Annotated in this window: 19 protein-coding genes; 1 reads left to right on the top strand and 18 read right to left on the bottom strand. The window is 40.5% G+C overall.

The features are described 5' to 3' along the window. Nucleotides 1–64: 64 nt before the first annotated feature. The 7 genes from J4G36_RS04175 to glcT all read right to left on the bottom strand — a co-directional run bounded on the left by J4G36_RS04175 (nt 65) and on the right by glcT (nt 9554). Nucleotides 65–577, bottom strand: coding sequence for an adenine phosphoribosyltransferase (locus J4G36_RS04175; protein WP_210468814.1), 513 nt, complete (start codon nt 575–577; stop codon nt 65–67). Then, entirely contained in the window at nt 574–2928 is a 2355-nt protein-coding gene (recJ, locus tag J4G36_RS04170; RefSeq protein WP_368668719.1) for a single-stranded-DNA-specific exonuclease RecJ, read from the bottom strand. The genes J4G36_RS04175 and recJ overlap by 4 nt, the downstream gene beginning before the upstream one ends. A gap of 126 nt (nt 2929–3054) precedes the next feature. Beyond that, nucleotides 3055–3390: a LapA family protein gene (locus J4G36_RS04165; RefSeq protein ID WP_210468813.1), complete on the bottom strand. Its 336-nt coding sequence runs from the start codon at nt 3388–3390 to the stop codon at nt 3055–3057. Nucleotides 3391–3532: 142 nt separating this feature from the next. Beyond that, the gene (secDF, locus tag J4G36_RS04160; RefSeq protein ID WP_210468812.1) at nt 3533–5809 is read right to left on the bottom strand and encodes a protein translocase subunit SecDF; all 2277 of its coding nucleotides are present in this window, start codon (nt 5807–5809) and stop codon (nt 3533–3535) included. Between the two features lie 118 nt (nt 5810–5927). Further along, on the bottom strand, nt 5928–6251 hold the full coding sequence (locus J4G36_RS04155; RefSeq protein WP_210468811.1) for a post-transcriptional regulator: 324 nt from the start codon (nt 6249–6251) through the stop codon (nt 5928–5930). Between the two features lie 180 nt (nt 6252–6431). Next, a complete protein-coding gene (ptsG, locus tag J4G36_RS04150; RefSeq protein ID WP_210468810.1) occupies nt 6432–8465 on the bottom strand; it encodes a glucose-specific PTS transporter subunit IIBC in 2034 nt (677 codons plus the stop codon). Nucleotides 8466–8708: 243 nt separating this feature from the next. Then, nucleotides 8709–9554 carry a glucose PTS transporter transcription antiterminator GlcT gene (gene glcT, locus J4G36_RS04145; protein WP_210468809.1) on the bottom strand — a complete coding sequence of 282 codons (846 nt, stop codon included), beginning with the start codon at nt 9552–9554 and terminating at the stop codon, nt 8709–8711. A 158-nt stretch (nt 9555–9712) separates the two neighbouring features. Here glcT and J4G36_RS04140 point away from each other — a divergent pair, with 158 nt between their 5' ends. Further along, nucleotides 9713–11239 carry a putative polysaccharide biosynthesis protein gene (locus tag J4G36_RS04140; protein WP_210468808.1) on the top strand — a complete coding sequence of 509 codons (1527 nt, stop codon included), beginning with the start codon at nt 9713–9715 and terminating at the stop codon, nt 11237–11239. On the opposite strand, the gene J4G36_RS04135 is transcribed toward J4G36_RS04140, so the two are convergent. The 11 genes from J4G36_RS04135 to pheA all read right to left on the bottom strand — a co-directional run bounded on the left by J4G36_RS04135 (nt 11233) and on the right by pheA (nt 21371). Beyond that, nucleotides 11233–11874, bottom strand: coding sequence for a DUF421 domain-containing protein (locus J4G36_RS04135; RefSeq protein WP_210468807.1), 642 nt, complete (start codon nt 11872–11874; stop codon nt 11233–11235). The two genes, J4G36_RS04140 and J4G36_RS04135, sit on opposite strands and share 7 nt — an antisense overlap. 126 nt (nt 11875–12000) lie before the next feature. Continuing rightward, nucleotides 12001–12264 carry a preprotein translocase subunit YajC gene (yajC, locus tag J4G36_RS04130; RefSeq protein ID WP_210468806.1) on the bottom strand — a complete coding sequence of 88 codons (264 nt, stop codon included), beginning with the start codon at nt 12262–12264 and terminating at the stop codon, nt 12001–12003. 38 nt (nt 12265–12302) lie between these two features. Then, the gene (tgt, locus tag J4G36_RS04125; RefSeq protein ID WP_210468805.1) at nt 12303–13445 is read right to left on the bottom strand and encodes a tRNA guanosine(34) transglycosylase Tgt; all 1143 of its coding nucleotides are present in this window, start codon (nt 13443–13445) and stop codon (nt 12303–12305) included. Next, the gene (queA, locus tag J4G36_RS04120) at nt 13442–14497 is read right to left on the bottom strand and encodes a tRNA preQ1(34) S-adenosylmethionine ribosyltransferase-isomerase QueA (RefSeq protein WP_210468804.1); all 1056 of its coding nucleotides are present in this window, start codon (nt 14495–14497) and stop codon (nt 13442–13444) included. Before queA ends, tgt begins: the two co-directional genes overlap by 4 nt. A gap of 18 nt (nt 14498–14515) precedes the next feature. After that, the gene (gene ruvB, locus J4G36_RS04115; protein WP_210468803.1) at nt 14516–15523 is read right to left on the bottom strand and encodes a Holliday junction branch migration DNA helicase RuvB; all 1008 of its coding nucleotides are present in this window, start codon (nt 15521–15523) and stop codon (nt 14516–14518) included. 49 nt (nt 15524–15572) lie between these two features. Beyond that, nucleotides 15573–16175 (bottom strand): Holliday junction branch migration protein RuvA, encoded by a 603-nt coding sequence (ruvA, locus tag J4G36_RS04110; RefSeq protein ID WP_210468802.1) that lies wholly within the window; start codon nt 16173–16175, stop codon nt 15573–15575. 456 nt (nt 16176–16631) lie between these two features. Continuing rightward, the gene (locus tag J4G36_RS04105; RefSeq protein ID WP_210468801.1) at nt 16632–17036 is read right to left on the bottom strand and encodes a hypothetical protein; all 405 of its coding nucleotides are present in this window, start codon (nt 17034–17036) and stop codon (nt 16632–16634) included. 378 nt (nt 17037–17414) lie between these two features. Beyond that, nucleotides 17415–18137 carry a YebC/PmpR family DNA-binding transcriptional regulator gene (locus tag J4G36_RS04100; RefSeq protein ID WP_210468800.1) on the bottom strand — a complete coding sequence of 241 codons (723 nt, stop codon included), beginning with the start codon at nt 18135–18137 and terminating at the stop codon, nt 17415–17417. Between the two features lie 12 nt (nt 18138–18149). Next, on the bottom strand, nt 18150–19019 hold the full coding sequence (locus J4G36_RS04095; RefSeq protein ID WP_210468799.1) for an aminoglycoside phosphotransferase family protein: 870 nt from the start codon (nt 19017–19019) through the stop codon (nt 18150–18152). A 6-nt stretch (nt 19020–19025) separates the two neighbouring features. Next, nucleotides 19026–20351 (bottom strand): LysM peptidoglycan-binding domain-containing protein, encoded by a 1326-nt coding sequence (locus J4G36_RS04090; RefSeq protein ID WP_210468798.1) that lies wholly within the window; start codon nt 20349–20351, stop codon nt 19026–19028. 132 nt (nt 20352–20483) lie between these two features. Next, nucleotides 20484–21371 (bottom strand): prephenate dehydratase, encoded by an 888-nt coding sequence (gene pheA / locus J4G36_RS04085; RefSeq protein ID WP_210468797.1) that lies wholly within the window; start codon nt 21369–21371, stop codon nt 20484–20486. Nucleotides 21372–21384: the final 13 nt, after the last annotated feature.

Here is a 21384-nt window from a genome sequence, read left to right as displayed (position 1 = left end):
ACGCATGCAAATGTAAAGCGGAGCGTACAGAAAAATCCCCCGCAACCTAAGCGGAGGATCTTAATTAGTATGTCATTAATGCACGCATGTCATATCCAGATAGTTTTTCTCGGCCACCTAAATAAGACAATTCAATCAAAAATGCACAACCTGCAACTACGCCACCAAGTTTTTCAACTAGCTCAATGGTTGCGCCAATTGTTCCGCCCGTAGCGAGTAAATCATCTACGATTAGCACGCGTTGGCCTGGTTTAATGGCATCGCTATGAATCGTTAAAGTATCTGTTCCATATTCCAAATCGTAATTGACGCTTATTGTTTCACGCGGTAATTTTCCTGGTTTACGCACAGGCGCAAAGCCGATTTCAAGAGCATAGGCAACGGGACAACCAATGATAAATCCGCGTGCTTCAGGCCCTACAATAATATCAGTTTCGACTTCTTTCGCAAACTTTACAATTTCATCCGTTGCAAATTTATATGCCTCGCCATTATCCATGATTGTCGTGATATCTTTAAAACTGATACCTTCTTTTGGATAATTTGGGACAACTGTTACATAATCTTTTAAATTCATGAGTGAATTTCCTCCCCGACATTTGTGCCGCTGCGTATTGTATCAAACCATGACTTCAATTCCATGTATGGTGCATAAAGTAACCGTTCTTCGAGTTCCATTTGCCTTTTTCTCTCTTTATAAGCCGGCGCTTCTTTCAAATCACGTTTTTCGGTCGATTCAGCAATGGATATTAAGCCATCCTTAATAGTAACAAATCCTAGTTCAGAAAACACCTTTGACATGAAATTAATCGAATCATTTCTCCAGCCTTTATGTTTTGCAAGTTTTTCACCATTTTGCAAAAAGTCGAAATTTCCCCGACTTTTGATAAAACTATAATACCAGCCGAATTGTTCTCGACTTGGCAACCCGTCGAAGTAACGTGATTCGGGAACATGAAAATGCGCATAAATCCGTTCTGGACTGTATTCCTTAACGATTTCTTCTAACAATGTCACATTCGTCGGTATATCCAACAAAACAATATTCGCTGGCTTTGATGCTGGCTCTTCACCATAAAGATGAATCGGATTGCCGTTTAATACAGGACGGAATAGTTCAATGGTTGGTTTCTGAAATGCAATATAAATAGTATCGACCATTGGAATCGTATGTAACCACCTAGAAGCTTCTCGTATTCCACGTAGATCAAACAACTGCCATTCATCCGATAAGATATCACGAACGAGTAGTTGCGGTTTTTTGTTTCCATTCCATTCATTCACCTGTAAATCACCGACAACAGATAATTTTACATTCGGCGTAATTTGATCGGCAATGTCACCAATGCCAAAACCGATTGTGTCGAGCGACAATCCCCCGTCGGTCAAATCAAGTTTCATATGGTTTTTTGCTGCGCCGATTTTTCTGACGGAACCAGCAACTAAATCTTCAAGTAAATAGGTCGGTTTTTCAAAACCCATACCGAAAGGACGGAGTAACTCCAGTTTCTCGAGCGTTGGCACATCGATTTCATCTAGGGTTAACGGAACGTCAATCGAAAGTTTTGGTATGAGTTGCTCTTTGCTCAAAACAGCATCAGCTTGACGATTTAGATTTTCACGCAACAATGAAAGATTTTCAGTGGATACAGTCATCCCTGCAGCCATCGGATGTCCACCATATCCGGCGAGTATAGTTGCATTCTCAGTTAGTTCCTTATACATATTAAACCCATCGATGCTTCTTGCCGAACCTTTTGCAATTCCCGCTTCGGAATCTATCGACAAAACAATAGATGGACGATAATATTTCTCCGTTAAGCGTGAAGCCACAATTCCAACAACACCTGAATTCCAATTTTCTTTCGCGATTACGAAAACCTTAGGAATTTCATTGCCGTACATCTTCGTAATAATTGCTTCGGCTTCTTTGGTGATTGTAGATACAAGGGCCTGTCTTTCTTTATTTAAAGCATCAAGTTTTTCTGCAAGCCCAGTTGCAATTCCGACATCACTTGTTTTCAATAAATCAACTGCAGGTGAGGCATCACCAAGTCGACCTACCGCATTTAAACGCGGTCCAATCATAAAACCGATTGTCTCTTCTGTGAGTTGGGATTGTTCCGTTCCAGCTATCTTTGTTAACGCTTGTATAGCAGGTTTTCTCGACGAGCGAAGACGTCTTATGCCTTCTTTCACAAAGTATCTATTTTCACCTCTTAGAGGCACTAGGTCGGCAACTGTACCAATCGCAACAAATTCCAATAACTCAAAAGGAATTTCTTCGAGTAGTGCACAAGCAAGTTTAAAGGCAACCCCGACACCCGCAAGGTCTGTAAATGGATAGTTTCCGCCTGGATGACGTGGATGAATAATAGCATCTGCATCCGGCCAAGCTTCACCCACCTCGTGATGATCTGTAATGATAACCTTCATACCTAAAGTCTTAGCAAATGCAACTTCATCTACGCCAGAAACGCCGTTATCGACTGTAACAATAACCGATGCACCCTTATTGTATATTTCTTGGAATAAATCCTTGTGCGGTCCATATCCATGTTCAAATCGATCTGGAATCACGAAAAACACATCCGCTCCAAGTTGTTCCAGTGCCGTTGATAAAACAGCGATACTGGTCACACCGTCTGCGTCGTAATCTCCGTAAATAGCAATCTTTTCTTTATTTTCTATCGCATTTTTTAGTATCGTAACTGCCTTTTCCATGTCATTCATCAAATATGGGTCGTGCATAGCCGATTCATCCATATGTAAAAATAATTTTGCTTCTTCTGGATCAGTAATTCCTCTAGAGGCAAGTATTTTCGCATGCACTGTCGGAATTGCTAATGCAGATGCCAGTTTTTCAACAACAGTTTCATCTGGACGTTCAATCATCCATTTATTTTTCGATTCAATCAACACGTTCACATCCTCAACTCCATTATAACGGATGATTGTGTTTGTGAGTAATTATTTGGTTGAGATAAAAAAACAAAGAAAAAGTATGGAAGGAAAAATCTACTATTCCTTCCATACTAATATTTTAATTTGAAATTATGATCCTTTTTCATCTTCAAAAGGATCGTCGGCCGGTACAAGTTTTTGCAACTCCATGATTTGATTTTGTTGCGCTGCGATTGTTAATTCTTTTGCATTCATTTCTTTTAATAATTCCTTGATACGGTGTTTCGCGAGAACCGATCGGAACATCGCCACAATACCACTGATAGCTGCGCCTAGTAATGCTGAACATAAAATAATAAGTACGAGCGGCCATTCAGATGTGCCAAATGCATAATTCACAGGAACAGAATCTACATTTAGTACTGAAAAGATCGCGATGATAATAGCAAATAAAAGACCGAGTAACCATGTCCATTGAAACTTCATAAATATTCCCCTTTCCATCCAAAAATAGGATATATATATAAGTATACCCTGTTTCAATTAGTTCTGAAACCATTTATATACCATAAACAAAAAACAGGATATACATAAAGTATATCCTGTCTCTGATCATTAAGGGATTAGTTTATACAACAGGTTCGTCTGATCCCCATTGCTTTTTCTCTTTATCCACTTTAATGGCGCCTTTTTGAATGATTTCACGTTTTTTCAATACAAACCAAATTTGTGCCGAGATGAAAATCGATGAATATGTTCCAGCAAGTAGCCCGATTAACAGTGCAATCGAGAAGTTTTGAATCGATTCTGCACCTAAGAACATTAAGGCCACGACAACTAAAATTACGGTTAGAACTGTGTTCACAGAACGACCCAATGTTTGTCGTAATGATTTATTCACTACATCTGCAAGCGCATCTGCGTTATCTATTTTTCCAATTCGTTGCAAGTTTTCCCGAATCCGATCAAATGTAACAATTGTATCGTTGATAGAGTAACCGATTATCGTTAACACAGCAGCGACAAAAGTAATGTCAACTTCGAGTCGAAGGATACTAAATACGGCAATCATAAAGAATGCATCGTGTAACAGCCCAATAATCGAAGCAAGACCCATTCTCCACTCAAACCGGAATGCTACGTAAATGATAATACCGATAGCTGCAAATAAAAGTGCTTTAATCGCATTTTTAACAAGTTCTTTTCCGACCGTGGAGGATACGGAGCTAACATTCGGCTCAGCACCGTAAACGGAAGAAACTTCAGCTTTCACTTTATTTATTTCTTCTTGTGAAAACTCTTCTGCGTATCTGACAACTCCAATTGATTTATTCTCCCCAGAAATGACAATATCTGTAGATGGATGCCCAATCGAACTGATATATTCAGATACTTCTTCAGTTGTTATCGGTTTGTCCGCAAGAATTTCAACGCGTGTACCACTTGAGAAGTCGATTCCAAGATTCAATTTAAACACGCCGAGCATAATTGCTCCAGTGATTAGTAAAAGGATTGAAATTGTAAAGTAGCGTTTTCTGGTACGAACGAAGTCAAATCGATCAAACTTCGTATCGAGGTCAAGCGTATCCACTTCATCTTCAAGCGGATTGACGCGGCTTTTCGCAATTCCGAATAAACCTGGCTTGTTATCTAGTTTTCCACTTCTAACAAGAAGTCCTAGAAGCAAGCGCGCTCCCCATACCGCAGTCAAGAAACTGACCAAGATACTAATAATGAGCATTAACGCAAAGCCTTTAACAGAGCTTGTCCCGAAGATGAAAAGAACGATTGCTGCAATAATCGTTGTAATGTTCGCATCCAAAATTGCGGTGAATGCTGATTTGGCACCGGATTGGAATGCATCAAATACAGATTTACCGACACGTAATTCTTCTCGTATTCGTTCATACGTTAAAATATTGGCATCGACGGCCATACCAACTCCAAGCATAAGTGCTGCAATCCCTGGTAGCGTCAGAACCGCGTTGATGCCTGTAAAGACGACTAAGATTAAATAGATATAGACAGATAGCGTAATAACCGCGATAAGACCCGGAATGCGGTAATACAGTACCATAAATATAAAGATTAAAGAAATACCGATAATACCAGCTAAGATTGTTTTATTCAGTGCTTGCTCACCAAATTGAGCACCCACTGATGTTGAGTAAATTTCTTCAAGTTTCACAGGCAAGGCGCCCGCATTTAATATACCTGCGAGATCCTTCGTTTCTTCCACTGTGAACGAACCACTAATCTCTACGTTTGCAGAATGAATCGGTTTGTCAACATGAGGTGCGGAGACAAATGCTGGATCTGGTTTCATGATTTCTTCTTGGTAAGAATCGACACCCTCTTCAAAATCCAACCAAATCACTAATATGTTTTTGCCTTGCGGTTTTAATTTTGAAAGTTCAGTTGTGACCTCGCCGAATTTATTCGGATCTTTCATTTCAAGCGTAACGACCGGCTTTCCATCTTGGCGGAAATCAGGTTTCGCTTTCCCTTCTTTCAAATCCGTACCGTCAAGAATAAGATTGTCATCTGTATCCCTAAAAGTTAGATTTGCTTGTGTGGAAAGTAGTTCTCGAGCCGCTTCTTGGTTTTCAACACCCGCTAGCTGTACCCGAATACGATCCGTCGATTCAATTTGTATCACCGGCTCACTGACACCGATGACGTCAATACGTTTTCGTAATGCGCCAGCCGTATCACTGACCATACTTTCCGTTACTTTTTGATCATCTTTTTTTAATGGTTCAACTTGATATAAGACTTCAAAACCGCCTTGTAAATCTAGTCCGAGTTTTACATCTTCTAGTATCGGTTTGACTGTCGTTCCAATCGTCGCGGTGAAAATGACGAGAAGTAGTAAAAACGACACAATCCGCCCTCTGATTTTCATAGTGAAAATTCCCCCTCATTCTGATGAGTGGCACTTCTTTTTATGTACACACTCAAAAAACACAATAACCTTATTATGAAACACAGGACACTACGTGTCAATTAGACATGTTCATTTCTTATTCTTCTTTTTCAACATCTTTTTTGGGATTTAATAGAATTTGCAAATCTGCGTTGTTTAAATCCGAAAACCAATCCGAATTACGTTGCGCTTCGATTTGTGTGTATGTCATGAAAGCCGCGGGTAATATTTGTAAAATGTCATTCGTAATTTGATAAGTTCTCATCTCGCTCACATCTTTTTTGCGCCACACTTTGCGTACACAGTAGATCCAAATGTCTTCATGCGTCACTGTTGTATAGCCATACAAATGAAATTCGTTCAGTTTGCTTTGAAGTGCAGGAAGCATTTTCGTGAATATAGGATCCTTTTCTGTAGTCATTCTTCTTCAACCCTTTCCCTACCATTCCTTATGTACGTATTTACCACTAAACTCAGTATATCAAATATTACACTTTATGTAACATTTATATTTCCGAATTCTCCATCTTTTTATATAAATTTACAAATAAAAACAAACTGCTCAAATTTTATATATGAGCAGTTTGTTTAATTTGCTTAATTATTTCTTAATAGTAATGATATTTTCTTCTTGTCGATCAACATGGCCTAACTTATTGATACCAATTTCTTCACCTTCAAACAAATTCGTGAAAATGATTGGTGTAATAATTGATGTTGCATGTTCTTTAATATAATCAAGATCGACTTGTAGTAATGGTTGACCGATTTCAATACGGTCATCTTGTGCAACAAGCGCTTCAAAGCCCACGCCTTCTAACTTCACTGTATCAATACCTACATGTATCAAAATTTCTCTACCCGAATCAGCTAGAATACCTATCGCGTGTTTTGTCGGGAATAAACTGACGACTTTACCGTTTACTGGTGAAACAATTGTACCTTCAGAAGGCACGATTGCAAATCCGTCACCCATCATTTTTTCCGCGAATACGGCATCCGGAACGTCAGATAATGGCTTGAGTTCCCCTTGAATCGGTGAAACAAATTGATCTGTTGCGTTATTTACAATTACAGCATCAGTTGTCGCTTGCTCAGCAATTACTTCTGCTCTTGGACGTTTGCCACTGATAACATCTTGAATTTGTCCTTTAATAATTTCAGAACGTGGACCGAAGATGGCTTGAATATTGTTTCCAACTTCTAGCACACCTGCTGCACCTAGATTCTGCAATTCTTTTTTATCGACATTTTTGACGTCTTTGACAGAAACACGAAGTCGTGTAATACAAGCATCTAGCGTTGCAATGTTTTCTTGTCCGCCCATTGCTGCAAGAATGTCATAAGGAAGATCGCTTGTGCTACCTGCTTTTTCATTATCTTCTCCGTCTTCATCATCTTTCTCACGGCCTGGTGTCATAAGATTGAACTTGCTTATCATGAAGCGGAACAAGAAATAATAAATTACCGCGAAGACAAGACCAAGTAAAATCACAATCCACCAAGATTCCCTGCCCGGTAATATTCCAAATAGGAAGAAGTCAATGGCCCCCCCTGAGAACGTATATCCGACATGAACGCCGAAAAACGTCATCAAGACAAATGATAAACCATCTAACACTGCGTGAATCAAGAATAGAATCGGTGACAAGAATAAAAATGAGAATTCAAGTGGTTCCGTAATACCTGTTAAGAAAGATGTCAATGCACCTGAACCTAATAAACCAGCAACCAGTTTTTTTCTTTCTGGACGAGCTGCATGGTACATAGCAAGTGCCGCAGCCGGTAAACCAAACATCATAATCGGGAATTCCCCGCCCATGAAATTACCAGCAGTTAATTGAACCCCATCTTTTAATTGTGCAAAGAAAATCGTCATATCGCCGCGAACAACCGCACCTGCAGTCGTCGTGTACGTTCCGAATTCATACCAAAATGGTGCGTGGAAGATATGATGCAAACCAAACGGGATTAAAAGACGTTTGATGAAACCAAAGAAAAATACAGCAATATACGTTCCTTCTTCAAGCAACCAAAGTGAAGCATTGTTCATGCCCGCTTGCACAGGTGGCCAAATTACAAGAAGCGCCAATCCCACGACGAATGCAATTCCAGCCGTTGCAATCGGAACGAATCTTTTACCTGCAAAGAACCCAAGGAATGAAGGCATTTCAATATCATGAAACTTTTTATAACTGAATGCCGCGATTAGTCCAACTAAAATCCCGCCGAACACACCGGTTTGCAATGTTGGAATACCGAATACTAATGCATAACTAGGATCATCAGCCAACATTTCTGGCGTGATTCCCAACCAAGAACTCATCACTTGGTTTAACACCAAGTAACCTACGAGCGCCGCTAATGCAGCCGCCCCGTCTTTCGCAAGCCCGATTGCAACCCCAACCGCAAAAACAAGCGGTAAATTACCGAATATAATTCCACCTGCATCTTCCATGACCGATGCAGTCAATTGAATCCAATCTGCTGACAAAAACGGCAGGAAATTGAGCATTGTTTCTTGTTGCGCGGCATTACCAATACCAAGTAATAACCCCGCAGCGGGTAGTAAAGCAACCGGCAGCATTAACGCTTGGCCGACTTTTTGCAATACGCCAAAAGCATTCTTAAACATTTTATATACCTCCTATTTAATTATGTGTCATTAGAAATCAAAATAAAAAAAGGCATGAGAAAAAGAAATCGAAATAAGTTTTAGAATCTATCCAAAACTCAAATTCAATCATCTTTTTACTCATGCCTGATCGTATCAGTAACACGTATAAAGATTAATATTAAATTAGTAAACTACGTGGTGAATTCAATGACTTTATAAAATGATTTTAGCATAATATTTTCGACTTGGCAAGCTTCCAGTCTATGAAGATTTCTTGGAATGTAAGCGCTGCAAATGAAGGGTTAAATAAACAGCCTCCGCATCATGAATATCCTTTTGAAGTGATTGTTGCATCACTTTAATCAATTTCCATGCGAGATTATAACACACCGGATATTCGGCTTTTAGCACTTCTGTTATTTTTAATGGTTCATTCACTTTTTCTCCACGCACCATTCGCTCAATTGCATAACGTAGATGACGAATTAAACGTGTGTAGTCAATACTGCTTTTATCGATTTCAAGATCAAGTTGTTCTTCAATAATATTGATCAATTTAACTATTAGCGCTGAGTGCGCGGTTAAGTCGCCGACATTCTTATTTTCAATGGCACTATGTATGTGTAAAGCAATGAAACCTACTTCACCTTCAGGCAAGTCGATGCTAATTTTTTCATTGACCATCGACCTTACTTCCTCCGCAATTTTATATTCATCCGGATATAGCGCTTTCGTTTCCAACAAAAAAGGATTTCGAATCATTAATCCTTGTTTCATCCGATTAATGGCAAAGGCTAAGTGGTCAGTTAATGCGATGTGTATATTTTCGTTTAACGGCATGCCAGCTCTTTCCCGAATGACTTCAACGACTGAAATCAACATTTTCAATGTTTCTCCATCAATCGTTGAAAGAAGTTGTTTGTATTGTTCTTGTTTTTCAGGATCATTCAAGACAAACATCTTCTCCACTTGCTCGTAATTAATCGGTTCCCCATTTTTTTTGCCGAACCCTATCCCGCTTCCGATTAACACAACTTCATTTCCGTCAATATCAGACGCAATCAAGACGTTATTATTCAATGTTTTTTGCACTTCATATTTTTTCATAACTTATCCCCTAAGATTTTCTATCTCTATAATACCACTTATCTTTACAGATGCTACTGTCTCGATGTAATAACAATTATTAAAAAGCATAGAATTGTAGAAGGCTTAAATTACTTACTGCTCTCTACATTTCTTGAATCTAGAAGGAGTTGTTGTATTTGTCTTCATTCATCCGCGGAACAGCTGTCTTAATGGTCGCTGTATTTATGTCCAAACTATTAGGATTTGTATTCCGAATTCAGTTTATGCGCATTGCGGGCGAAGAAGCTGTCGGTATCTATATGACAGCGTATCCCGCATTTATCTTTTTTCTATCCCTTGTTCAACTCGGCATACCGGTCGCAATTGCCAAAGTAATCGCCGAACATAAAGCAAAAGGCGAACTTGATAAGATTTCAGCTGTTATGAAAACAGCGGTTTTCATGACATTTTTAACAGCTATTGTTTTCATACCTGCTTCCATCGCATTCGTCCCTTATTTAGCAGGTACTTTGTTGGGAAATCCTGCATCAGCATCAGCATTATATGCTGGAATAGCGATTGTACCGATTGCGGCAATCGGCGGTTTAATACGCGGTTATTTTCAAGGGATTACCCGCATCGAAGAAACAGCTTGGTCTCAAATTATTGAGCAGTTTTTTCGAATTTTATTAATTACGTGGATGTTGCCATTTATTCTGTCACCTGACGATATGGCTATGAATGCCGCGTATGCAATGCTTATCACGATGCTGGCGGAAGTTACATCTGTTCTCTATTTATTATTCAAATATCGGCAACATCGAAAACGAAAAGAAAACGAAACTATACAGAAAAAACAAAAACGTTATCCTTTTGAACCGATTTTAGAAATCGCATTGCCTTCGTCTGGTAGTCGATTATTTGGGACGTTTACATGGTTTTTAGAACCAATCATTTTTTTGCGTGCGCTTTCAATGTCAGGAATTACAGCGATTGCCGCCACTTCATTGTATGGAATCATTTCGGGTGTGCTCATTCCGCTATTATTATTCCCGGCATTCATACCGTACGCATTATCTGTCGTATTAGTTCCTGCAGTGAGTGGAGCCGCAGCTTCTAGTAATAAGAAAAAGTTAAAGGAACGCATTCATTTAGCACTTCGTTTATCCGCACTTACCGGCACATTCGCAGCTGCCGTATTTTTCGTGCATGGTCAGGTGCTTGCGGAAAAGCTGTTTCATATTACAGAAGGCGGATCTTATATGACGATATTGGCACCTGTGTTTTTCTTTTATTATATCCAGGGTCCGTTATATTCCATTCTTCAATCGACTGGAGAGGCAAAGGCGGGAATGATGAATTCCGTATACGGTGGTATTGCAAAACTAGCCGTCATGTTCGTGCTCGCTTCTCAACCTGGCATCCAAGAAACCGGGGCAGTGTTAGCAATCGGCTTTGGCGTATTAATAACGTCATTTCTCCATATCGCTACACTTCGGAAAAATAAAGCCACGGCCACTGGTTTTACCATGTTTGCCCTACCCTACTTCTCTTTTATCTTAACAGCAATTATGCGACCGATTTTCATACCTCTCGGAAAGTTCGGTGTTTTCACAGATTGCCTCATAACGACGCTATTTTTAGTGGTGATCTTAATCTTAACGCGCCAGTTACGATTAAATGATTTTATGTTATTCAAAAAGCTCTTGAAACGGAGTTATTGAAATTCCTCTTTTAATTGATACTGAAATTTGCCTTTCTCGTAGGAACAATAAAAAATATGTTTAATGTCGTTGATGCCTAATTTAGTTAATTCGTCGATTAATTGTTGTTCACCAATGCCGACGATTGCAATATGTCGATACTGAATGACGCCATCGCTAATAAGGGCCAATACAGGTTGTGTATCTTCTTTAGTAAATACGGAAAGATTGCCGGATGGTTCTAAAAACGCAAAAGTTACTTCGCGGACAGAACCAATTTGTTGCTCTCTCAGTTGTTGGAATAAGTCATCAAGATTATAGCGTTGTCGTCTCATTTCATCTTCCATTATGATTCCATTACGAATCATTACAGAAGGATCACCATCAACTATATCGCGGAACCTTTTACTTTTTAATGAAATATAAGATGTAATTAGTTGAATAACCAGCAGTAGTAGTATTGGTAAAACCGTATGGAATAGTTTGTTCTTTGGATCCTCAATTGCCATTGCTGCGACCTCAGCCATGATTATAAAAACAACAACATCTAATATTCCAAGTTCGCCAACTTCTCGTTTCCCCATTACCCGTAAGACAAGTAATATAAAAAAGTATAAAAAGATTGTTCGAAAGCCTATTATTAGTAAATCATTCACAAAAATCTCCCTCCACTAAAGAGGATACCCAAATAGATTCTTCCAATATACAAATAATGCGCAAAATAAAAAGACGGGTATAAGAAATGGATCCTTCCATATCTTTAACCGTCTTTATTATTTTAATTATGCTTGTTCAGTAACGCGACCTACAGCTTGTCTATCAAAGCGCAGTGTTGTTCCATCTGCAACTTTTAAGTACACCGTCAATTCGTCTACTGCGTCAATCGATCCGTGAATGCCACCGATTGTAATAACTTGGTCCCCGCGCTTCAGCTGGCTCTGCATCGATTTTGTTTCTTTTTGACGCTTTTGAGCTGGTCTGATGAGAAAGAACCACATGATTGCAAACATTGCTATGAATGGTAAAAGCCCCATTAGTGTTTCCATTATAATCCCCCTTTCAACCAAAATATATTATACAAGATTTAGAAGTTTTTTGCATTAGGTTTATTAAATCCATAACGCTCAAAAAATTCTTCGCGGAAATCGCCAAGACTATCTGTGCGAATTGCATCCCGTACTTGCTCCATCAAATTTAATAGAAAGTACAAGTTATGATAAGACGTTAGTCGAATTCCAAAAGTTTCTTCAGCCCGAATTAAGTGATGAATGTACGCACGGCTATAGTTTTTACACACGTGACAGTCGCAATTCGGGTCAAGTGGACCAAAATCTCGGCTGTACTTTGCATTACGTACAACGAGTCTGCCTTCGCTCGTCATTAGTGTACCATTACGAGCGATACGTGTTGGCAATACACAGTCGAACATATCAATTCCACGAATTGCACCGTCAATGAGTGAACCCGGCGAACCGACACCCATTAAATAACGCGGTTTATCATCCGGTAGAAGCGGAGTTGTAAACTCCAATACCTCGTTCATGACTTCTTTCGATTCCCCTACCGATAAACCACCAATAGCATAACCAGGGAAATCCATTGAAACGAGGTCTTTAGCACTTTGTTTACGAAGTTCTTCAAACTCGCCGCCTTGAACGATACCGAACAACGCCTGATCATTCGGACGTCCGTGCGCCGTTAAGCAACGTTCTGCCCATCGTGAAGTTCGTTCCACACTGGCTTTCATGTACTCGAATGTCGCTGGATACGGTGGACATTCATCGAATGCCATCATAATATCCGCACCGAGTGCATTTTGTATTTCAGTTGCCTTTTCAGGACTTAAAAAGAGCTTGCTGCCATTTAAATGATGGCGGAAATGGACGCCTTCTTCTTCAATGGTTCTAAATTTACTCAAAGAAAAAACTTGGAAGCCGCCTGAATCTGTTAGGATTGGCTTGTCCCAATTCATGAATTTATGTAAACCGCCTGCTTCTTTTATAATATCATGTCCTGGACGCAACCATAAATGGTACGTGTTGCTTAAAATGATGCCAGAACCAATCTCCTTTAATTCTTCTGGAGACATCGTTTTTACGGTTGCTTGCGTTCCAACCGGCATAAATGTCGGTGTTTCGAAAGAACCATGTGGCGTGTGGACAATCCCGAGACGAGCGCCGGTTTGTTTACATGTTTTTATATGTTCGTAAGTAACTGCTGGTGTCATTGATCTGAATCCTTTCTGTTTGGAGGCTTTATGAACATCGCATCACCAAAACTGAAAAAGCGATAGTTCTCCTCAATTGCCGATTTGTAAGCAGCGAGTATGTGTTCTCTTGACGTGAGTGCCGAAACGAGCATTAACAATGTCGATTTTGGCAAATGGAAATTTGTTAATAAGCCGTCGACAATTGTAAATTGATAGCCCGGATAAATGAAAATCGATGTCCATCCACTAGAGGCGATGATTTTACCCGCGTGCTCAGTCCCAATTGTTTCTAGTGTACGAGCCGAGGTTGTCCCAACTGCAATAATTCTTCCGCCGTGTTCTTTCGTTTGATTTATCGCAGCAGCTGTTTCTTCTGTCACATGATAATATTCGGAATGCATTGTGTGATTTTCAATCGTATCGACGCTGACCGGACGAAATGTTCCAAGTCCGACATGAAGCGTGATAAATGCAATGTCCACACCTTTTTCACGGATTTCATCTAAAAGTTCATCTGTGAAATGCAAACCTGCCGTTGGAGCCGCGGCCGAGCCACGTTCTTTCGCAAAAACAGTTTGGTACCGTTCTTTATCGTCGAGTGTTTCTGTAATATACGGAGGCAACGGCATACTCCCAAGTTTATCAAGAATTTCATGAAAAATCCCGTCATAAGTAAACTTGAATACTCGTCCGCCTTGTTCAAGTATCGCTGTGCATTCTGCTTTTAACAAACCATCGCCAAATGTGACGGTATTTCCAAGTTTAATACGTTTCGCAGGTTTTACAAGTGTTTCCCACTCGTCTTCCCCATTTTCTTTCAAAAGAAGAACTTCAATCGCCGCTCCAGTTTCTTCTTTCACGCCCATTAACCGCGCCGGTAGTACACGCGTATCATTTAAAACGAGCAAGTCGCCTTTTTCTAATTCATCTAAAAAACTAGAGAAATGCCGATGTTCGATTGCACCGGTTTCTTTATCTAGAACCAATAGTCGGCTTGCCGTACGGTCTTTCAATGGCGTTTGCGCAATTAATTCTTCAGGTAAATGAAAATCAAAATCGTTTACGTTCATCTTGTTGCCACCTTAATTTCAAATATTATGTTCGGGAATATCGTAACCAAAATGCGTATACGCATAATTTGTTACAACTCTACCACGCGGCGTGCGTTGAATGAAACCAATTTGCAATAAATAGGGTTCGTAGACGTCTTCAATCGTGACAGATTCTTCTCCGATGCTGGCCGCAATCGTATCGATTCCGACAGGTCCGCCCCGGAATTGCTCAATCATTCCCGTAATCAGTTTGTGATCTATATGATCCAGTCCAAGATCATCGACTTGGAGCATTTCAAGCGCATTTTGTGCAGTATCAAGTGAAATCTTTCCGTCTCCGCGGACTTGCGCAAAATCACGCACGCGTCGCAATAACCGATTGGCGATTCGCGGTGTTCCGCGTGAACGTTTTGCCATTTCAACCGCGGCTTCACGGTCGATAGAAACATCAAAAACAGACGCACTTCTCACGACAATCTCCGTTAGCGGTTCCTCCTCGTAAAACTCCAACCTTAACGGAACCCCAAAACGGTCCCTGAGAGGTGCTGATAAAGCGCCTGCACGCGTCGTCGCACCGATTAAGGTGAACGGGGGCAGGTCGAGTCTAATAGAACGTGCGGATGGTCCTTTGCCGACAACGATGTCTAAACAAAAATCTTCCATCGCAGGATACAGCACTTCTTCGATTGCCCGATTCAACCTGTGAATTTCATCAATGAATAAGACATCACCTGGTTCGAGGGAAGAAAGGACCGCGGCCAAATCCCCCGGACGTTCAATCGCGGGCCCGCTAGTCATTCGAATGTTGACGTTCATTTCATTCGCGATGACGGTTGCAAGCGTCGTTTTCCCGAGTCCCGGCGGTCCGTACAATAGGACGTGATCCAGGCTTTCGCTTCTGCCCTTTGCCGCTTCGATAAAAATGCTTAAATTGTCCTTCACCTTTTCTTGTCCAATATATTGGTTTAGGATTTGCGGTCTAAGCGACTGTTCAAACCCCTCATCAAATTCTGTTGTTTCCCCTGTTATGACACGGTCCTCCATCGTACACCATCCTCTCTATAGGAAATTATTTTCTGTTGAAAATAAACTGTTATTTTTTCAATAAAAGTTGAAGGGCTTTTTTCATATAGCCTTCTGTATCGAGTTCTTCTCTTTCTAATGCGGGTTTTACTTTGTTTAATTCGCGTTGTGAATAGCCTAATGCTTCAAGCGCTAATATCGCTTCGTCGAGCGCGCCGTTTTCAGCCATTGTCAAGAGTGATTGTTCCTCATCTCCATAATCAATTTCAGTGAATAAGTCATGCAGCTTTCCTTTTAAATCGAGAATCATTTGGCGTGCAGTCTTTTTGCCGACACCTGGGAACTGAACGAGAAATGTTTCGTCTTCGCGTTCGATAGCACCGATGACTTGTGATGGAATACCGCTTGCTAGTATCGCAAGGGCTCCTTTTGGTCCGATGCCGGAAACCGTGATTAGTTTTTTAAATAATTCACGTTGTTCAAGAGATTTAAAACCGAGTAGTAACTGGACATCTTGGCGCACATGCAAATAGGTAAACACTTGTTGAATTTCATCTGTTATATGAAATGAGTACGGATTTGGCGTCATGATGAGCCAACCTACTCCGTTTTGGTCAAGTGTTATGTATTCGGGCGTGACACGCGTGACATGTCCTTTTATGTAATCATACAAGCAAATATCCCCCTTAAATTAGCTATCTTCGATTATACCATACGAACGCACTTTCTACAGCGGTTTGTGGTGTGGGGAATTAAATATCTTGTTTTTGGGAGTATTAACAAAACTAAATTTGTTGAATGAAGAAACGAATTGTTGTTTTCAACAGTTGTATATTTGTTTGAAATCGTTGATTTTCGTTTCGGGTGGACGCTTTCCTGCGGGAGAGCGCCGAGCCGCTTCCCTCGCTACGCTCAGTCCAGGGTCTCGGCTTTCTCGCTGATTCCGCTGGAGTCGCCACCCTACACTACAATCAACTATAGATTACATTATATAAGACTGTTAATCAGTAATACATCATACGTAACGATGATGTATTACTGATTAAGCTGGAATTTAAAATGTCCATCCTAAAACACAGGATGGATAGTTATTATATGGATATTCTACGGTAACCTGAACTACCTTTGCTTACTTGCAGGTCAAATGAACTTCAATCGCTTCTTCTACCCACTCGTCTATAAGCGATTCGCAGAAGGCTATGTTATTTTCTTCGTTTACAACTATGCTGTTTTTGTATTTCAGTATTGAGAGTAGTTCAGCTGAATCAGGTTGTATCTTAACCACTTGTATCGTGAGGACTTCTTTGACAAATCTAATGCCGTTTTTCTCAAGGTTGAATTCAATAATCTTACCATCATTAATATAGCTAATACGATCCTCTAGTAATTTCATTTCATTCATCAAGCTCAAGTTTAAGTCATGAAAATATGTCTGTATTTCTGTCCATACTACATTTATTTCTTCCGCAGCAATCATACTGTTTTTATAGAGGTTACTGATCTTATTAGCCAGTTCGTGCTTATAATTCATCATTGTACACTCCCTATCTAAAAGAATGATTATTCTTGTAAATCTATTATTCAACAGGTTGTCTCAAAAGCCCTTTATACTTTTTAAATTTAATCGCATCCAACAACAAAATAGAAGAAAGCGCCTTAAAAGTGCAGTTGGACGGAAATACTCAGTAAATGGGAGGTGAAGTTTAGTTTTCTACATGTTTTTGTCCGGGAGTAAAGTCATGTTTTGCGGATATATATCGTAAATGTGCGGATATAATGTGTTTTTTGTCGGATATACCTTGCTAACCTGCGGAGATTCATCTTATATGTGCGGTTATAAACCAAAAACCACGGATATATTCAAAAAACAAAAATCCACCCTTAAAATATCAAGGATGGATCTTCCAAAAGCTTATTCTTCACTCGCATTATGATAAACATCTTGAACGTCGTCATCATCTTCGAGGATTTCGAGCATTCTTTCGAATTCTTCTTCGCTGCCTTCTGGAATTGGTGTGTAGATTGATGGGATCATTTCGATTTCGGCAGAGATGAATTCGATGCCGTCTTCTTCCAGCTTTTCTTTTACTTCTAAAAAGTCGCCGGGTTCTGTAACGATTTCGAAACCATCTTCAGTTGACTCGATATCTTCAGCGCCTGCTTCGAGAGCAGCCATCATGATCATATCTTCGTCGGTATCTTCCGTACGTTCAATGAATAAACGTCCTTTACGGTCGAACATGTAACCGACAGATCCGCTTGCGCCAAGATTTCCGCCATTTCTGGAAAATGCGTAACGGACATTTGGGGCTGTTCGGTTTCTGTTTTCAGTTAAACAATAAACGAGAACAGCAATGCCGCCTGGGCCGTATCCTTCATAAATGACTTCTTCATAGTTTTCATCTGCCCCTGCGCCAGTTGCCTTATCGAGCGCACGTTTTACAACATCGTTTGGAACGTTTGCACTTTTTGCTTTTTCAATCGCTAGCCGTAAACCAGGGTTCATATCTGGATCTGCACCTGATTTCGCCGCCATATAAATTTCTCGTGATATCTTTTGAAAGATTTTCCCGCGTTTTGCGTCTTGTGCGCCTTTACGGTTTTTAATATTATTCCATTTGGAATGCCCTGCCATGATGCAGCCCCCCTAATTTTTCATCCGTTCTACATTATACCATAATTTTGGCCAATGTGAGAGTGCGGATTCAGTAAAAGGGACGAGATTTTTCACTTGTCTTTCTTGTGAACGCTTTGGCAGTGTAAACAAATGCAGCCATTCTCGAAGTATTTCATTTGGATAGAGAAGTAATGTTTTCGAGCTATCATCTAAATTTTGCAAAGATGGTTGTTCATTGACAAGAAATTCAATATCATAATCGATTTGTGGAAGCACACGATGAATCCACAATGCGATTTCAGTTCCAGGCGGTCCTGTACATGTTAAATCGAAGTCGATAAAGCGGATGATCCCATCTTTGTCACGCAGGATATTATGGTGAACCACGTCGCCGTGAAGAAGGGTTTCGGCTTGTTCGGATTTCCCCGCTTTCCGTACATGCCGAAGGGCATTCTTCGCGTAAAAAAGGATATCATTAAAATTACTTCTTCCGATGTACTTCTCGCACTCTTCCCGTATATTTTGAAAACGATTTATCCGCTCTTCCCATTTAGCTTCCAATGGGTACTGATGCAAATAAGGTTCTCCGGGCCAATTAATGATCGAACCTGTTTCGTGTAAGGTCATTAAGGCTTCGAGAGAGTCGGTTCGATCTGCTCTTCTTTTGAAATTCACGGATCTGGCGCCCTCTAACCATGGTTGCATAAATGTTAATTGGTGTTCATTTGGCAGTACAGGAACGATATGCGGAAATGATATTGAACGCAACGTTTCATGCACTGTTTTCACTTTTAAAGCGATAGCTGAAAAGTCATACTGCTTTACAGAATAAAATAGCCCATCTCGCTCAAGTTTCCAGACATTGCTATTTATTTGCTCTAACTTCCCATCTAGTTTCATAGCTTCCTAATAATTCCCGTGCCAATTATTGTACGGGTACGGCATCATCTGTTGGTGGTGATGCGATTGGTGGTAAGGCATTGCCTGGATTGGCTGGCTACATGAATTGCAATAGTTCATATGCTGAACGGGAGCTACTGGATACATTTGTCCTTGGCCGCAACCACATGGTGGCATTTGTGGATACGGTTGAGCACATCCACAATCGTGTTGACAGCCACAAGGTGACATTGGATAAGCTTGATAACCTGGATATTGTCCATAAGCACCCATACCTTCAGGAGGTGTTGCGGACATCATCATTGGTGGCTCTTCACAATTAGGCGATTCTTCAACCATGCTTTCAACTTTTTGCTCTGCTATAGATTCAACAGCTTTCTCCATTTCTTTGTATTCTTTCATCGGAGATTCCTCAAAATGGATATTCGGCATTTTCTGGAATTTAATGTCTTCTTCGAACTGGATATTCGGTGACTCGATCATTTGCCATTCTGCGCGTTGTGGCATAGACATATTGGGTTGCATAGGCATATTTGATGACATAGGCATATTCGTCATAGGCATGTTTGATTGCATTGGCATATTCGGCATAGGTATATTTGGTTGCATAGGCATATTCGGCATCATTGGTGAAGCTTCCATTTCCATCGGCATCTGCTGTGGTGGCATATTAGGCATTGGTTGATGCATTTGAGCTGGATGGATGAATGGATAACAATCCGCGTCATAAATCGGCATCCAACCACATGGGACCCCGAAAAATTGCATCGGTTGTTGCGGCATTTGATAAGGCATCGCCTGCATTTGTGGCATGGGTTGTTGCATTTGATAAGGCATTTCCTGCATTTGAGGCATCGGTTGTTGCATCTGCGGAGCCATTTCCGGCATTTCTCCCTTTTCCGTTTTTGTCGCTTTAGGCATCACGGGTGCTTTTGGCACCTCAGGCATAGGCATCACCGGCTTTTCCACTGCAGGTTTTACTTGTACTGGTGGAGCTGGAGCTGGTGGTGGTGCCGGCTTTTTCTCTACTGGAGCCGCTTGAATAGGCGCTTTCTCCTTTTTTACTGGAGCCGCTTGAATCGGTGCTTTCTCCGTTTTTACTGGAGCTGTATGAACCGGTGCTTTCTCCATTTTTTTCTCGGCTGCTACAGCAGGCTTTTTCACCATAGCATGTTCCTTTGACATTGCTGGTATAGTAATCTTCATCCCAGGGACAATATAATCAGGATTGGCTAGATGTGCATTCACCCTTTTTAATTCATCAAAAGAAACGCCGTATTTTCTTGAAATCTTCCAAAGTGTGTCACCTTTTTGAACTACATGAAATTCCACTAAAAAACTTCCCCCTTCCATCAACTCATCGTATGAGCAGACACTCGCCTTTGTGACCTTAATTTAGGCGGCAGTCCCTTGCTGTCATTTATATGCGAGCGGGGCTTAAATATGCGAAAAACCGCTACATCCTTAGTCGGACATAACGGTTTTATCTTCGTATGTATAATAGGTGCCGAATGAGCGGACGGAGCATCCAAGCGCCGCTAATTCTTCCATTGCGCCTTTCATCATCGGTGTTTCCTCTGATTCTACTACATCAATAATGAAAAAATAATTTCCGAGACCCGTTTTTAATGGACGTGATTCGATTTTACTTAAATTCAATTTACGCCAAGAAAAAACAGATAACACTTGATGAAGCATACCCGAACGATCATCTTTAGGGAGTTTAACCATCAAAGTTGTTTTAGGCGTTTCTGAATGATTCGGGATTTCCAGCTGACCTTTTCGCAATGACAAGACGACAAATCTTGTATGGTTAAAATGGAAATCATGTATATTTTCTTCTGCAATATGTAAGTCATATTTTTCAGCAGCAAGACGGTTCGCAATCGCTGCAATTTTTTCATCGGGATTTTCAGATATATATTTTGCAGCCGCTGCTGTTGATGTCGTTTGAATGAGCGGAACGCGTCTGTATTGATACAACAAATATTTATGACATTGCGCAAGCGCATGCGGATGAGATTGAACGGATTCAATTTCCGCAACAAATTCCGCTTGTTTTTTATTGACCATTAGATGTTGTTGGATTGGAATCGAAAGCTCCGCGTTAATAAACAACTCTCTGTCATTGTGCATATAATCGATTGTTAACGGAACAGTTCCTTCCAACGCATTTTCCAAAGGTACAATTGCATAGGTTGCTCGCCCGGCGCTCACCGCTTCAATGCAATCTGGAATGGTTGGCTGCGGCGATAATCCCGAATTTCCAAATAAATAAGTAGCCGCTACATGTGTAAATGAAGCTTCAGGTCCTAAATAGGCAATAATTGGCGTGAAGTTTTCATGACTCAATTCCTCATTTCCC

The sequence above is a fragment of the Sporosarcina sp. 6E9 genome (assembly GCF_017921835.1).
Lineage (GTDB): Bacteria > Bacillota > Bacilli > Bacillales_A > Planococcaceae > Sporosarcina.
This window is presented reverse-complemented; position numbering and strand designations above follow the sequence as displayed.

Bases quoted from the DNA above. Each gene is read 5' to 3' on its own strand.
- J4G36_RS04175 (WP_210468814.1), bottom strand. From the start codon at position 577: ATGAATTTAAAAGATTATGTAACAGTTGTCCCAAATTATCCAAAAGAA.
- J4G36_RS04165 (WP_210468813.1), bottom strand. From the start codon at position 3,390: ATGAAGTTTCAATGGACATGGTTACTCGGTCTTTTATTTGCTATTATC.
- secDF (WP_210468812.1), bottom strand. From the start codon at position 5,809: ATGAAAATCAGAGGGCGGATTGTGTCGTTTTTACTACTTCTCGTCATT.
- J4G36_RS04155 (WP_210468811.1), bottom strand. From the start codon at position 6,251: ATGACTACAGAAAAGGATCCTATATTCACGAAAATGCTTCCTGCACTT.
- ptsG (WP_210468810.1), bottom strand. From the start codon at position 8,465: ATGTTTAAGAATGCTTTTGGCGTATTGCAAAAAGTCGGCCAAGCGTTA.
- glcT (WP_210468809.1), bottom strand. From the start codon at position 9,554: ATGAAAAAATATGAAGTGCAAAAAACATTGAATAATAACGTCTTGATT.
- yajC (WP_210468806.1), bottom strand. From the start codon at position 12,264: ATGGAAACACTAATGGGGCTTTTACCATTCATAGCAATGTTTGCAATC.
- tgt (WP_210468805.1), bottom strand. From the start codon at position 13,445: ATGACACCAGCAGTTACTTACGAACATATAAAAACATGTAAACAAACC.
- queA (WP_210468804.1), bottom strand. From the start codon at position 14,497: ATGAACGTAAACGATTTTGATTTTCATTTACCTGAAGAATTAATTGCG.
- ruvB (WP_210468803.1), bottom strand. From the start codon at position 15,523: ATGGAGGACCGTGTCATAACAGGGGAAACAACAGAATTTGATGAGGGG.
- J4G36_RS04105 (WP_210468801.1), bottom strand. From the start codon at position 17,036: ATGATGAATTATAAGCACGAACTGGCTAATAAGATCAGTAACCTCTAT.
- J4G36_RS04100 (WP_210468800.1), bottom strand. From the start codon at position 18,137: ATGGCAGGGCATTCCAAATGGAATAATATTAAAAACCGTAAAGGCGCA.
- J4G36_RS04095 (WP_210468799.1), bottom strand. From the start codon at position 19,019: ATGAAACTAGATGGGAAGTTAGAGCAAATAAATAGCAATGTCTGGAAA.